The sequence below is a fragment of the Shewanella olleyana genome (assembly GCF_023283825.1).
Classification (GTDB): Bacteria; Pseudomonadota; Gammaproteobacteria; order Enterobacterales; family Shewanellaceae; genus Shewanella; species Shewanella olleyana.
Map to the genome: position 1 here is coordinate 24798 of NZ_JAKILD010000022.1, position 14244 is coordinate 39041.

The following is a 14244-nucleotide window of genomic DNA, read 5'->3' on the forward strand; positions in this document are numbered from 1 at the left end:
TGGCCGTACAGATGGTAGGATGGCTAAATAAAATGAATAACATCACCTTGCATTAATTGGGAATGGATTTATGAGTCATCAACAAGACAAACTCGCCACACAAATCGTCAGTGTGGGTAGAGAGAAAAAATACTCAAAAGGTATTATCAACCCGCCGGTTTATCGTGCATCTACCGTGGTATTCGACACCATGGATGACATGCGCTTTGCCATAAAAAATAAAACCAATGGTGAAATGTTTTATGGTCGCCGTGGCACCCCGACTCATTTTTCATTCCAACAAGCCATTAGTGAATTAGAAGGTGGTGCTGGCACTGCTCTGTATCCTTCGGGTGCTGGTGCTATTAGCGGCGCTTTACTGTCATTTTTAAAAAGTGGCGACCATTTATTAATGGTCGACAGTGCCTACGAGCCAACCCGTGATTTGTGTAATAAATTGCTGGCAGGTTTTGGCATAGAAACCACCTACTACGATCCATTAATTGGTGAAGGCATTAAAGAGTTAATTAAGCCAAACACCAAAGTGTTATTTTTAGAGTCTCCAGGTTCTATCACCATGGAAATTCAAGATGTGCCAACGCTGAGCCGTATTGCCCATGAACATGACATGGTAGTCATGCTAGACAATACTTGGGCATCACCAATTAACTCCCGCCCTTTTGAGATGGGCGTTGATATCTCCATTCAAGCAGCAACAAAATACATAGTTGGTCATTCTGATGTAATGATGGGCACAGCAACAGCTAATGAGGCTCATTGGGAGCAACTGCGTGAAAACAGTTACATCATGGGTCAGACGACCTCACCAGATGATGTATACCTTGCGGCGCGAGGCCTACGTACATTAGGTGTGCGTATGGCTCAACATGATAAAAATGCCCTTAAAGTGGCCAATTGGTTAGCGAGTCGACCAGAAGTCGATCACTTACGTCACCCAGCCTTTGAAACCTGTCCTGGACACGAGTTTTATCAACGTGACTTTAGTGGCGGTAATGGACTATTTTCATTTGTATTAAAGCAAGGCAACTTAGCCTCAGTGACTGCTTTTGTTGAAAACATGCGTCACTTTAAAATGGGCTTTTCTTGGGGCGGATACGAAAGCCTTATCCTTGGTGTATTTGGAATAGACAGACTGCGCACTGCAACTAAATGGGATACCAGTAAGCCTTTAATAAGACTTCATATCGGTTTAGAAGATCCCGATGATCTCATAGCTGATTTAACCGCTGCATTCGAGCGCTTTAATGAAGTTATTGAAAATAACTCGTAGATGACTTTCAGTTGTAAAAAAGGGCTTTCTCATTGAGAAAGCCCTTTTTGTTCAATAAGCGATTATTGATAATACCAATCGGGATAAATAAGTGATCAGATATTGCGTAGGGAAAATCGCTTAGAGCAAGGCAGGAATTGCAGCTAGTTGCTCTATCTACAAAATTTCTAACAAAGTTATAAGCGATTTTAACCAGTAAGAATGATCATCTTCTTATGCTGATTAGTATAACTCGTTAATTGAATTAATTCGCATTGACGATTGATTGCAGCACTTTACGCAACTCATCACTGTTAGCTTTGGACAGTCCAAAAATCACACTCGGTTTTTGACCACGAGTCTCAATTTCAACTTTGTCCCAAATGATCCCACTGCGGTAATTAAAACCAGCAATCTTATTCCATGGCACTTCATCTGTGTTATTCCACAGTCTAAATATACCCGGCGTATTAATGGTGATTTTATCTTCATCAGTAATGATTTCTTGGGGCAATAACCGAAACCTAAACAGCAAAGATGCCAATACTTCAGAGTTAAAAGCCATCGATAACTGAGTCACATCAATACTTATTTGGCTAAATCGATAATGGCAATGCATACACACCTTCGCATCTGCAGGCAAGGTACTATGACAATCAGGGCATGTATGGCCGGACAAATACTCCAGACAATGACCACATTTCAATGCGCCATCATTTAATTCATTTAGACAGAAAGGACAATCCATGAAATCACCATTTGTTTTATAAGTTAACCATTAACTTAAGCTACCAGTATTTGAAGTGGCAAGTCTAAAACTAAATTGCAGGCTGCGGCTGACGATAAGCCTTAGTTCCCCACAAAGGTACTGTCGATAAACTGTGTTTGTAACTGCCTGATGTTTCCTTAGTTGAATAAGAAACGTACATCAAGGTTTGGTTTTCTTTATCGAAAATACGTCTAATTTTCATGGTTTTGAAAAAGATACTTTTTGATTTTTTAAAGACGATTTCACCCGATGCAGACATATCAATTTCAGCGATCATTTCTGGGGTGATTTCACCGGTTTGACGGCATGAAATCGCAGAGTCCGACGGGTCAGAAAAGCTTAAATCCGCTTCAATGCTCGCCACGTGGCAAGTGACACCTGTCACGACTGGGTCGACCATCATATTGAGCTTAATATCTTTGGTGGTAAAAACCCCTAAGCTCACTTTACCCACATCATCACTACAACTCATGGTCAACATACTCGTCGCCACAATGAATAAAGCTGATGACATTTTTTTGCTAACAGTTAACTTTGATAGAGAAAACATAAATCTACTTTTCCTTAAGAATTAAATACTTTACCAGCCCAGCGAACTAAGCCACTGGTAACACTGCCGAAATGATCCCCGACAACAATTTCAGCTTGAGTAAATTGATCTGCAATACATTGATGAATGACCGGGCTTTTAGCCGTACCGCCAGTGACATAAACCACATCAGGCATTTCCCCTGCTGCCTCAACGGCTTGCTGCATTATGGTGACTAATTTAGCAATGGGTTGATCAACTGCAGTTTCAAAATCAGTTTGCGTGACAGCAACTGAAAATTGAGGCTCAATAAAAGCTAAATCAGCATTAAACTCAGCCTCAGTCGATAAACCAATTTTAGATTGCTCAGCTTGTCGCACAAACTGGTAACTCATTTGATGCTGTCTTAATGACTTTAAACGGCGCAATAACTCTGGCTTTAACGAGTCTTTAATTAGCTCATCAATCAACTTTGCCGTTGATAATGAATTGAAATCACGTTGAGCGCTAATATCATTTACTGCCACGCCATTCCAAAATGGTTGCCTTGGAACCGTCAAATTGGTTTTGAGTTGTGAGCCTAAGCCTAGGTGTGGCATAAAACAGTTCATCGCGACTGCAATATCTAGATCATTACCACCAACACGCTGACCGCTATGACCGAGTACATCGTCACTTCGATCGGTTTTGTGTTGTAAATCAGGGCCCATTTTGACCATCGAGCAATCTGTGGTACCACCGCCAACATCCACCACTAGCACGGTTTGATTACGAGTCATTGAAGACTCGAAATCCATCGCCGCTGCCATAGGTTCAAACAAAAAGCTCACTTGCTTAAACCCTGCTCTTTTCGCTGCAGTTTCTAAAATAGCTTGTGCTTGCTGGTTACTTAATTCGCCGCCAATACCTTGAAAGTTAACTGGGCGCCCAATAACAGCTTGAGTGATTGGCTCATCAATAAATTTGTTGGCTCGTGACATCACCTCTAACATCATTAACGTCACAATATCTTCAAATAAAGCAACTTGCTCAGGGCGTAATCCACTGGCTCCTAAAAAGGATTTTGGCGACCGGACATAAAAACCTTCATCGGGTAAGTCTAAATAAGCTTCAATGGCTTCAGGGCCAACAAACACAACTTGCTCATCTGGATAAATATCTAAATCATGGCGAACCATTCTGGCACGGCTTAATTGTGCTGAGCGTAACTTGCCATATTCTGCTTTAAACTCAGGCGCTATACGTTGGTAAACAGCTTCGGCAATTAACTCTCTGTCCATTGCATAAAGGGTGGATGATAAGAAATTACTATCGCCATTGATCGGAATTAATCTGACTTCACCATTTTTTTCAATACCAACGGAACAATTAGCACTACCGTAATCAAACCCAATAAACATCTCTTACCACTCAAAAATTCAAATCAATGCTAAAAATACCACAAGCTTAAATGTGGATCTTATAAAGTTTAGCGATAACTGTTATTTAGCTGATATTTTCATCAAAAGGTTTAATTGGCTTAATCAAATTGTTGCCTTATTGGGTTTGTTGAAAACAGAGTTCGCCTCAATAACATCACAAAAATGTCATATTACAGCAGTAAAATGATTTTCGATTTTTATTCATATTAAACAGCAAATTATCGTTATCCATCCTATAGTATTATTTTTGCACTACCTATTTAGTGATAGTGTGAGGATTACGCTACATTGCTTTGCAGGAGCAAATTGTGACTGAATCCCGTCATCTTAAATTCGTCGATAAAGAACTCTCTTGGTTGTCATTTAACGAACGTGTTTTACAAGAAGCTTATGATACTTCTGTGCCGTTAATTGAGCGAGTGAGATTTTTAGGTATTTTTTCGAGCAATATGGATGAGTTCTTTCAGGTCAGAGTTGCTGCCGTTAGAAGAGCAATATTAGTCTCTGGGATCAGTACTAAGCAGCTTCAGTACCAGCAATTGATGACGAAGATTCAGGATAAAGTGTTAGATTTACAAGAAAAGTTTGATCAAATTTACCCTGTTTTAATGAAAGAACTCTCTCGTTGTAATATCTTTTTAATTAACGAAACCCAATTAAGTGAATTCCACAGTGCGTGGTTAAAAAAATATTTTAAAAACCAGCTAAAACGTCACATTGCCCCGCATATTATCACCGAAGATAGCGACTTAGTGCAGCACTTAGTCGATGGCACTACTTACCTTGTTGCTAGCCTTCAAACCGGTGATAAAAAAGAATATGCACTTGTTGAGGTTCCCAATAAAAACGTACCTCGCTTTTTAGAGCTGCCGACAGAAAAAACATCCAAAATTAAGCATTTAATATTACTCGATAATATTATTCGTCACTGTATAGATGATTTATTTAGACCCTTTTTTGAGTTTGACACCATCCAAGTATTTTCAATGAAAATGACTCGCGATGCGGATTACAATATCAGTAACGAATTAGAGCAAACCACCCTTGAACGGATGACAAAGGGTATTCAAAAACGATTAAATGCTCAGCCAGTTAGGCTAGTTTACGACCGCAATATGCCTGAAGATATGTTAGAGATGTTGAAATCTCATTTGCATATCAGCTCAACAGAATGCCTAGTGCCGGGCGGGCGTTACCATAGCTTTAGAGACTTTATTGACTTCCCAAACCCGAGTCGTAAAAATCTTATCAATGAGAAACTCCACCCCATTGATAGTTGTCAGTTTTTAGCATTTGATAACAGTTTTGATGCTATTAGGCATAAAGATATTATGCTCAATTATCCTTATCATAAGTTCTCGCACTTTACTGAATTAGTCAGACAAGCTGCATACGATCCTGCGGTTAAGTTTATTAAAATCAATCTGTACCGAGTGGCCAAAAAGAGTCACATCATGCAATCACTTATTGATGCTGTAAAAAATGGTAAACGAGTTACAGCGGTTATTGAACTCAGAGCTCGCTTTGATGAAGAATCTAACATTAACTGGACTCGCCGCTTAGCCGAAGCTGGCGTAAAAGTGCATCATGGGATCCCAAGTTTAAAAGTCCATTCAAAGCTATGTTTAATTGGTCGTAAAGAACAAGGTAATACTCAATATTACTGCCACATCGGCTCAGGCAACTTTAATGAAGGCACAGCTCGCTTTTATACTGACTTTTCGCTATTTACTGCTAATCAAGATATCGCTGGTGAAGTAAAGCAAGTATTTGATTTAATTGAGCGACCGTATCGAAAGGATGAATTTAACCATTTAATCGTTTCCCCTTATAACTCGCGAGTTAAATTCTTAGGGTTAATCAATGATGAAATTAAACAAGCACAACAAAAAAAGCCTGCCAGTATTCAGCTAAAGCTGAATAATTTGGTGGATGATGTGATGATCAATAAGCTATACGAAGCATCAAATGCTGGGGTTAAAATTACTATGCTTATTCGTGGTATGTGCAGCCTCATTCCACAAATTCCTGGCCAGAGTGAAAACATTAAAGTTTATAGCATTATTGACCGCTATTTAGAGCATTCACGGGTGATGCTGTTTCATGCTGCCGGTGAAGAAAAATTATTTATTGGTTCATCAGATTGGATGACTCGTAATATCGACGAGCGCATTGAAGTTTCAACCCCAGTTTATGATAAACAGTTAAAACAAATGGTTATTGCTATACTTTCATTACAGTTCAAAGATAATACTAAGTCTAGAGTGATTAACCAGCAACAAGATAACCGTTATCATCCTAGAGGTAATAAGCGAAAACTTCGTAGCCAAGTGGCCATTCATCAATATCTCAATGGTTATGAAAAGAAAGTGAAAAATGGACTTACCAATAGAAATAACAACAAAAAACCGCAAGATTTATCACAAGAGGCTTAGATTTGGCTGATGTTATTGCAGAAGACTCGCAACATTTTGTCGCTATCGACATGGGGTCTAATAGTTTTCATTTAGTAATAGCCCGTGAACAAAATGGGCTGTTGCAGGTATTACATAAAGAAAAGCGCCAAGTTCAACTGGCTAAATATTTAGACAGTCAAAATATACTTGGCGAAACAGCTATTGAAAACGGCGTACAATGTCTTAAAGATTTTAGTCAACGCTTTTCAAACCTTGCCAAAACCCAAGTCCGAATCGTGGCGACCCACACTTTACGCGTTGCTAAAAATCGTCAATCATTCTTAACAGCTGCACGTAAAGTACTGCCCTACCCCATTAATGTGGTTTCGGGACATGAAGAAGCACGTTTAATCTATACCGGTATTGCCCACAGCCAAGTGCTGGAGAAGAAAAATATCGTCATCGACATTGGCGGTGGCTCTACTGAAGTTATCGTCGGCAATGAAAAGCGAGCTAAACATTTAGCCAGCTTAAAATGTGGCTGTGTCAGTTATAACAAACGTTTTTTTGCTAATGGCCTTTTATCAAAAGAAGCTTTTAAACAAGCCATACAAGCGGCAGATAAACAGTTTTCAGGCTTAAGCCAAGTGTACTTTAATCAAGATTGGTCTCTTGTATTAGGCAGCTCAGGCTCAGCTAAAGCAATTACACAAGCCATTAGTGAAATCACTGATAATGGTGAAGGCATTACCAGTAAAAACCTACTTATACTGAAAAAACACCTTATCAATATTGGTAGCATCGAAAAGCTTGAATTTGAGCAACTAGATGAAAGAAGGATCCCTTTACTCGCTGCAGGGTTAGCCATTTTAATCAGTTTTTTTAGACAGTTAGAAATTACACATTTACAAGCTGCAAAAGGCGCGCTGCGTGAAGGTGTCCTTTATGAGCTCGCTAAGATTGAACAGCAAGATGATATAAGGCAACGAACATTAAACAGTTTGGCTCAGCTTTATCATACTGATGCAAACCAAGCGAATAAGGTCACTCAAACAGCCTTAGCACTATTTGATCAAGTCAGTAAGCCATGGGGATTAGCTGATTATCGCTGGTTACTCGAAGGCGCTTGTCAGCTTCATGAAATAGGCATATCCATCAACTCTAAGTCTCACCACAAGCATGGTAGCTATATAATAGAAAATAGCGACCTACCAGGCTTTAACCAACAACAGCAGCAAATGCTAGCGTTACTGGTGGGCAATCATCGCAAGAAACTGAATTATCTATCCATCACCATCGCAGACGATAGTCAGCGCCAAGCGTTCACCCGCTTATTAGTCATACTACGACTCGCAGTACTGTTTAACTTAGGCAGAACCTCTAATAATGATCAGCAAATCAAAGTTAACGCTCAGCAAGCTGAATTTATGATTAAATTGCCACAAACAAAACTTCAACAACAACAACAATCAAAGCATCACGATTTATTGCTACAAGATTTAGATGCCGAACAAAAGAAGCTAGCCACCATAGGTATTAATCTGAGCTTTAAATAAGTTTAAGTTACAAATCTAATTATCTTGAATTTAAAGTGCATGGGTCTTGTGGTTTTAAATCTATTAATAGAACAAGGACGTTCTAAAAATAGACAAAACAAATCATGACGTGCTGATATTTATACTCATCTTCAAGCTCAAACTCGGAATCGCTGGGATCAAACGCTGGATTTTAATCGCTATTTTGAAGCAAAAAATGAATAAGAAAACTAAATATTGTGCACTGATTGTTAAATTACGCGTATAACACAATAGTACTCAGTATATTTTATAAACCCTCCCCAAGATGAGGCATGTTATCTCAACCAAATCCCCATTATGGAGCACCTTTTAGTGTTTAAAGTCTAAAAGCCAATATGAGATGTGTTTTTGTTATTGGAACATATCTTGCTGTTATATAGATAATATTGGTTAAAAGGACTTAACGATGAACGCGTTTTTTATGCCAGTTCAGTTAATAATAAAGGCACTAGGCTTTAAAGGAAGCTGCATTTTAACGATTTTAATGTATTTATTTGTAGCATTAATAAGCACTAAGAGTCCTCATTTTGCTTTGATCTATCATGCAATTTTTTTATATTTATTTATTGGGTTTCTTTACGTTATTAACGAGCAGTTACACCAAATTAAATCCGTTGTCAGCGATATCAATACCCACCAATTTGACCATCGAGATATTCATTTTAGCAATCAAATTCAATCACCTCTTACAGACACCTTATTAAAAACTTATCGAGAGTTATCACGGGTTAATATCTACCATCAAGAAAGAAATCAAGAAGTCGAATATTCTGCCATGCAGGTAATCGAAACATCAGCAAAAGTAAAAGATAACGTACAATCGCAATCTGATGCGACTAATGCTACAGCTGCAGCCATTACTCAAATGAGTCAATCTTTAGCTGAAGTGAATAATGAAATATCCAATACACATATATCTTCTTGCCAAGCCTCTGATATTGCTCACCAAGGTCAGCACGCTTTGAAAGCGTTACACATCGCGGTGGCTGATGTCAGTGAAAAAGCTGAAAAAACACAACAAAGAATGGTGTCTTTAAATAACTTAGTCACCAACGTTGAAAGTATTACCGAGTCCATTGCTCACATTTCACAACAAACAAATTTATTAGCGTTAAATGCATCTATAGAGGCCGCACGTGCTGGTGAGTTTGGTCGTGGTTTTGCCGTGGTTGCAGAAGAAGTTAGAGCATTGGCAGAACGCACGCAAAGCTCTACCGAAAATATCGTGACCAATATCAATGAGGTGCTCCAAGAAAGTGGTGAAATTGTTGTTACCATGACTGGTGTGGTCGAGCAAGCAAACGTTTGTATAGGTAAAGTAACTGAAGTTGATGATGCCTTTGACAATATAAAACAAGCCACTGAACAGGTTAAATATCAAATGGAAATAGTCAGCGATGTCGCAACGCAACAAGCCGCTGCTACCAACGAGATTTCCATGCATGTTGAAAAGGTGGTTATTGGTGCACGTGCCAATGCAGAGGTCGCTTTACAATCAGAGTTAGTTGCTAATCATCTAAGAAAATTAACACAGGCTTAATCAATAGAAGGATAAATTCATATGGAAATTTACGTAATATCGAGTATTACATTAGTACTTATGATGATTATTTTTCTTAGAATGAGAAAGTCTAGCAGCACTAAGACAAAGCAGAGGAATGGCTTACAATATATACAGCTATTGAAAAATATTATCACTATGGTTCAGCAACACCGTGGTTTATCAGCCGCTAAGTTAAATGGTGATAACACAGCACAGGATAAGTTATTGATACTCAGCCGAAAGATTTTTGACGAAATTCAGCAATTAGAAGTACCGTTACTCCAGAATAATGAGCGTTGGCTTGCATTCACCGATCACTGGCCTAGACTCACGGCACAAGATCAAAAAATATCGGTAGCTAACAGCTTTGAGCAACATACAGTGATGATACGAAACCTTTGTTATTTACTAGAAGATACGGCAGAAGAGTGCTATCTGACCGCAGACTATTTACCCAATTTAACTCATATTGGTTTTGTATGGCGAGAGCTAGTATTAGCCACTGAAAGTATTGGCCAATCAAGGGCGCTTGGTACTGGAGTCGCAGTTAAAAAAGTTTGCTCTAGTGTTGAAAAAATACGATTAAATTTCCTTATAACAACCATGTCATATACTACAGAGAATACATTTAAACAGCTTTCTTGCTTACCGGAAGAAAATAAAAATCACCAACGATTAATAGATTACGCGACAAAGAATGTGACAACACTTATTACAGTGATTGAAAATGATTTGATTAAGGTTGATAAAATTTCAGTCGACAATAATCACTACTTTAATTTAGCAAGCGACACTATCGATAAAATGAATGCCATTTTTGAACATCAAGTTAAGCAGTTAAAAACTGCATTATCTTAAGCTAACAAGCTGAATGAAACATTTTGGGGGCTGTAACTGTATTAGTCTAGACTTTATCTAACATTCGTATTTTAGTTTACATCCAAATTAAAATCACAGTTCACATTTTGTTGAACCAAGATTTTAACTGATGAAATTATTTCTCAATATTAGAATTTCACATAAAAAAACGTACACTCTATTAAATAGCATGTACGTTTTTAAATTCAATTTCAAATTTAGCCCTAAACTCAATCTTTGATTCGGCCTAAACTAATACACCTAAACTAATACACCTAAACTATGTCTAACTAGCTTTCGTTTTGAGCTTGTTTTAGTGACTCTTTATCTTTACGGCGCTGCGCAATCACTTGCTTTACTTCACTACCAATGTGCGCTTCACCACGTTGTTTTGCTAACTGTACTTGGCGTTCACGCTCGATAAAGCGCTGGCGCTGCTCATCAGAGATTTTATCGATGCAGTGTGGGCAACTTACACCTTGTACATATGCTTCTGTCTGCATTTCTTCTTGGGTAATCGGCATGCGACACGCATTGCATTGATCGTAAATGCCTTTTTCAAGCTGATGATTCACTGCAACGCGGTTATCAAATACAAAGCACTCACCTTCCCACAAGCTTTGTTCAGGTTTTACTTCTTCAAGGTATTTTAAAATGCCGCCTTCAAGATGGTAAACATCTTCAAAGCCCTGCTCTTTTAGATAAGCAGTCGATTTTTCACAGCGAATACCACCTGTACAAAACATCGCTACTTTTTTGTGTTTTGCAGGGTCTAGGTTTTCTTTAACATAATTAGGAAACTCTCGAAATGTTTCTGTCACTGGGTTTACAGCATCTTTAAATGTGCCGATTTTAACTTCGTAATCATTACGCGTATCAACCAGTAATACTTCAGGGTCGGAAATAAGTGCATTCCAATCTTTTGGTTTAACGTAAGTACCAACGACTTCACGAGGGTCGATACCCTCTACCCCCATGGTCACAATTTCTTTTTTAAGTTTTACCTTAGTACGATAAAAAGGCATTTGTTCATCAAAAGAAAGCTTACACACAATGTCGGCTAAGCCTTCTTGAGTTGCTAACCATTGCAATAAACCATCAATGGCTTGTTGACTGCCTGCTACAGTGCCGTTAATGCCTTCTTTAGCAAGTAATAAGGTTCCTCGAATTTCGGCATCTTCCATGTGCGCTAACAATGGCGCTCTAATGGTTTCGAAATGAGGTAAAGCGACAAATTTGTATAACGCACAAACAACGACTTGTGACATGGGGTTCTCCGCTAGCTGAAACTTAACTTCCAGTGCATTTAGTTTTAAAATATTTTGATACTTGCCTCAACTCAGCAAGAGCTATTTGTGTGCCCCCTCAGCGAGAGCCCATAGAAATAACCATTAGCGAGACCAGCTTCAAATAAAAGGCGCAGAATTGTACCTTAATCACAGTATTCGCAGCAATTCAATTTGATCAAGATCACATTAAACTCTCATAGACTGGTTATTTATCACTAACAATCCGCTGATAAACACCTTAGAATGACGTCTATACCCAAACAACTTGAAGATACGTGTTTCAGAGCTTCACCGTGTTTTCAATACTAGGCGCGTTAATGCGGTAATGTAGGTACCTTATAAATTAGCGCAACAACGTAGTGGGAACACGGTGAAACTCCCTGAGGGCAAGTTTTACACGCGTTTATGCTGCGTTATTGATTTTGAAAAGGGAATAACCATTACCCGCAATCAGTGCCTTGCCTAAACGCGTGTAAATTCTTGCTGAAATCGAGTATCTTCAGGTTGTTTGGGTATATATTGATTAAATTAATAACTAATAAACTAAATTTACCTTATGATCCTATATAGCTTTAGACGTTGCCCATATGCAATGAGAGCCCGCTTAGGGCTGCATTTGTCTTCGTTAAACCCTGATGTACGCGAAATTATCCTCAAAAATAAACCCACTCAAATGCTGGAAACATCACCTAAAGGTACCGTGCCAGTATTAGTGGTTAACCCGCAACAAGATAATACAATCAACAACACCAATTCTAATGAACAAGTTTTAGAAGAAAGTTTAGATATTTTTAACTTCGCGTTAAACCAATATCCAACTTCTAATTACGAATATTTATGCAAAGAAGATTATCAAGTATTGATTAATTCGTTAGATAGTAGCGATGCACGCGCATTGATTGAACAAAACGATTCTGAGTTTAAATCTTGGTTAGATAAATATAAATATGCTGATAGACACCTTGAGCACAGTGAAGAATATTACCGAGAAAAAGCATGTAAATTCATTGTATTACTTGAGAGTAAATTAGCTCAATCACAACACTTATTTGCTGATTCACCCAGCTATGCAGACTTTGCCATTTTTCCGTTTGTCAGGCAGTTCGCCCACGTTAATAAAATTTGGTTTGAACAAAGTCCCTATCCGCGAGTTAGGCAATGGTTGACAGGCCATATTGAAAGTATTTTATTTCAAGAAGTTATGTGTAAATACCCATTATGGCTTGATGATATTGAGCAACAAACCAAGTTAAAGAGTTCCAGCTAGTTAAGAACATGCTTAATTAATAAGCGCAGAGTCACACTTTTGTATAAATATTCAATAAAACCATTGAATTAATAGGTGAATTTGAAGTATGTTACGTCAACTATAAGATGGATTTTTTATTGTTTTTACTGCTAAATTCCAAAATGAGATTAAGCTTAAATAAGTCTCTTTGCAGTAATCAAGGATGTAGACATGGAACAAATGGATTTGGTGATGTTACTAATACTGTTATTAAGTATTTTACATATCATGTTTTGTCATCGGGCAATTACAACAGCAGCCCATATCGATAATGTACGAAGATATTTATGGGGAACTATTAGTCTGTTTTTTGGGCCTTTAGGGTACTATATTTATCAAAACTTATTGCCCCTAGACTCGTTAGACCCAAGCGAATAAATAAGTTTAATTTTTAACGTACATAAACAATACCGTATATAAACAATACCGACGCTGCTTCTTTGCAGCGTCTTATTTACTGTTCCGATTTACCTCAATAAACCTCAATATCATTCGCCACTCATCTTTTAGAGAAAGCGGGCGTACTGACGTCCAGGCTTTAATGGTTTTACTGGCGCTTTAACTGCTGGCGTTCCTACGTATAAAAAACCAACAATTTGTTCATCTTCTGCTAAGCCTAAGCCTTTATTCACTTCTGGATTAAAAGCAAAGTCGCCTGTGCGCCAAACAGCCCCAAGACCAATAGAAAACGCAGCTTGTTGCATTGCCATCGTGGCGCAACCTGCTGCAATTTGTTGTTCCAGCAAAGGGACTTTAGGGTGTTGTTGATGCTTTGTGGCAATAGTGATCACCATAGGCGCACGATGAGGCATTCCTTTCGCTTTGGTGATAAAGGCATCCTCTGCGCCATTTGAAATAGCGGCTTTAACAAAAAGATCCCCTAATTTATCAAGCCCCTCTCCGGTCGCAATAATAAACTCCCATGGGGCTAGTGCACCGTGATCAGGCACTCTTGCTCCTGCATTAAGAATGAAATCGAGTTGAGACTCTGAAGGTGCTGGCAGGGTTAATCTAGGGGAGGATTGTCTAGTGAGTAATAATTCTGATGCGTCCAATGTAATGTCCTTTTATACTAGGGCCTGTTGCTCTTTGCTGGTTAAGGTTCGAAATAAAAGCGTTTTAATTGAGGCGGATGGATTGATGCCTAGTCATCTAAGCACCTCTTATTTAAAAGATTCATCCAACAAAGAGTAAAACGCTTTTAGTCGAACCCTTTGGGCAGCGTTTGTTGGCCATTCTTACTGCGTTATCGACTTTTTATGTAGAATAACTACACCACAAAGTCTCAGCCTTGTATAAATGGTCAACAATTCGCTGCAAAAATA

11 protein-coding genes are annotated in these 14244 nt (G+C 38.5%); 6 read left to right on the forward strand and 5 right to left on the reverse strand.

Annotated elements, in window-relative coordinates; translation table 11 throughout:
* The first annotated feature begins 70 nt into the window (after window positions 1-70).
* Entirely contained in the window at window positions 71-1270 is a 1200-nt protein-coding gene (locus L2735_RS15415) for a cystathionine beta-lyase (protein ID WP_248985560.1), read from the forward strand.
* A gap of 244 nt (window positions 1271-1514) precedes the next feature.
* Here the strand turns inward: L2735_RS15415 and L2735_RS15420 are convergent, their stop codons facing one another.
* From L2735_RS15420 to yegD, 3 genes are all read right to left on the reverse strand, one after another.
* Window positions 1515-1997 carry a double zinc ribbon domain-containing protein gene (locus L2735_RS15420; protein ID WP_248985561.1) on the reverse strand — a complete coding sequence of 161 codons (483 nt, stop codon included), beginning with the start codon at window positions 1995-1997 and terminating at the stop codon, window positions 1515-1517.
* Between the two features lie 70 nt (window positions 1998-2067).
* A complete protein-coding gene (locus L2735_RS15425; protein WP_248985603.1) occupies window positions 2068-2532 on the reverse strand; it encodes a CreA family protein in 465 nt (154 codons plus the stop codon).
* Window positions 2533-2582: 50 nt separating this feature from the next.
* A complete protein-coding gene (gene yegD, locus L2735_RS15430; RefSeq protein ID WP_248985562.1) occupies window positions 2583-3947 on the reverse strand; it encodes a molecular chaperone in 1365 nt (454 codons plus the stop codon).
* 329 nt (window positions 3948-4276) lie between these two features.
* Here yegD and ppk1 point away from each other — a divergent pair, with 329 nt between their 5' ends.
* The 4 genes from ppk1 (at window position 4277) to L2735_RS15450 (ending at window position 10342) form a co-directional block, all read left to right on the forward strand.
* Window positions 4277-6403 carry a polyphosphate kinase 1 gene (ppk1, locus tag L2735_RS15435; RefSeq protein ID WP_248985563.1) on the forward strand — a complete coding sequence of 709 codons (2127 nt, stop codon included), beginning with the start codon at window positions 4277-4279 and terminating at the stop codon, window positions 6401-6403.
* 2 nt (window positions 6404-6405) lie between these two features.
* On the forward strand, window positions 6406-7920 hold the full coding sequence (locus L2735_RS15440; RefSeq protein WP_248985564.1) for a Ppx/GppA phosphatase family protein: 1515 nt from the start codon (window positions 6406-6408) through the stop codon (window positions 7918-7920).
* A gap of 427 nt (window positions 7921-8347) precedes the next feature.
* Window positions 8348-9481: a methyl-accepting chemotaxis protein gene (locus tag L2735_RS20040; protein WP_283104669.1), complete on the forward strand. Its 1134-nt coding sequence runs from the start codon at window positions 8348-8350 to the stop codon at window positions 9479-9481.
* Window positions 9482-9502: 21 nt separating this feature from the next.
* The gene (locus L2735_RS15450) at window positions 9503-10342 is read left to right on the forward strand and encodes a nitrate- and nitrite sensing domain-containing protein (protein ID WP_248985565.1); all 840 of its coding nucleotides are present in this window, start codon (window positions 9503-9505) and stop codon (window positions 10340-10342) included.
* Window positions 10343-10632: 290 nt separating this feature from the next.
* On the opposite strand, the gene trhO is transcribed toward L2735_RS15450, so the two are convergent.
* Complete coding sequence (gene trhO / locus L2735_RS15455; RefSeq protein ID WP_248985566.1) at window positions 10633-11610, reverse strand: oxygen-dependent tRNA uridine(34) hydroxylase TrhO; 978 nt, start codon at window positions 11608-11610, stop codon at window positions 10633-10635.
* A 577-nt stretch (window positions 11611-12187) separates the two neighbouring features.
* Here trhO and L2735_RS15460 point away from each other — a divergent pair.
* The gene (locus tag L2735_RS15460; protein WP_283104670.1) at window positions 12188-12898 is read left to right on the forward strand and encodes a glutathione S-transferase; all 711 of its coding nucleotides are present in this window, start codon (window positions 12188-12190) and stop codon (window positions 12896-12898) included.
* A 527-nt stretch (window positions 12899-13425) separates the two neighbouring features.
* Here L2735_RS15460 and L2735_RS15465 read toward each other — a convergent pair.
* Window positions 13426-13974, reverse strand: a complete 549-nt coding sequence (locus L2735_RS15465; RefSeq protein ID WP_248985568.1) for an NAD(P)H nitroreductase — start codon at window positions 13972-13974, stop codon at window positions 13426-13428.
* Window positions 13975-14244: the final 270 nt, after the last annotated feature.

Coding starts and splice junctions, on each gene's coding strand:
- L2735_RS15415 (WP_248985560.1), top strand. CDS start 71: ATGAGTCATCAACAAGACAAACTCGCCACACAAATCGTCAGTGTGGGT.
- L2735_RS15420 (WP_248985561.1), bottom strand. CDS start 1,997: ATGGATTGTCCTTTCTGTCTAAATGAATTAAATGATGGCGCATTGAAA.
- L2735_RS15425 (WP_248985603.1), bottom strand. CDS start 2,532: ATGTCATCAGCTTTATTCATTGTGGCGACGAGTATGTTGACCATGAGT.
- yegD (WP_248985562.1), bottom strand. CDS start 3,947: ATGTTTATTGGGTTTGATTACGGTAGTGCTAATTGTTCCGTTGGTATT.
- L2735_RS20040 (WP_283104669.1), top strand. CDS start 8,348: ATGAACGCGTTTTTTATGCCAGTTCAGTTAATAATAAAGGCACTAGGC.
- L2735_RS15450 (WP_248985565.1), top strand. CDS start 9,503: ATGGAAATTTACGTAATATCGAGTATTACATTAGTACTTATGATGATT.
- trhO (WP_248985566.1), bottom strand. CDS start 11,610: ATGTCACAAGTCGTTGTTTGTGCGTTATACAAATTTGTCGCTTTACCT.
- L2735_RS15460 (WP_283104670.1), top strand. CDS start 12,188: ATGATCCTATATAGCTTTAGACGTTGCCCATATGCAATGAGAGCCCGC.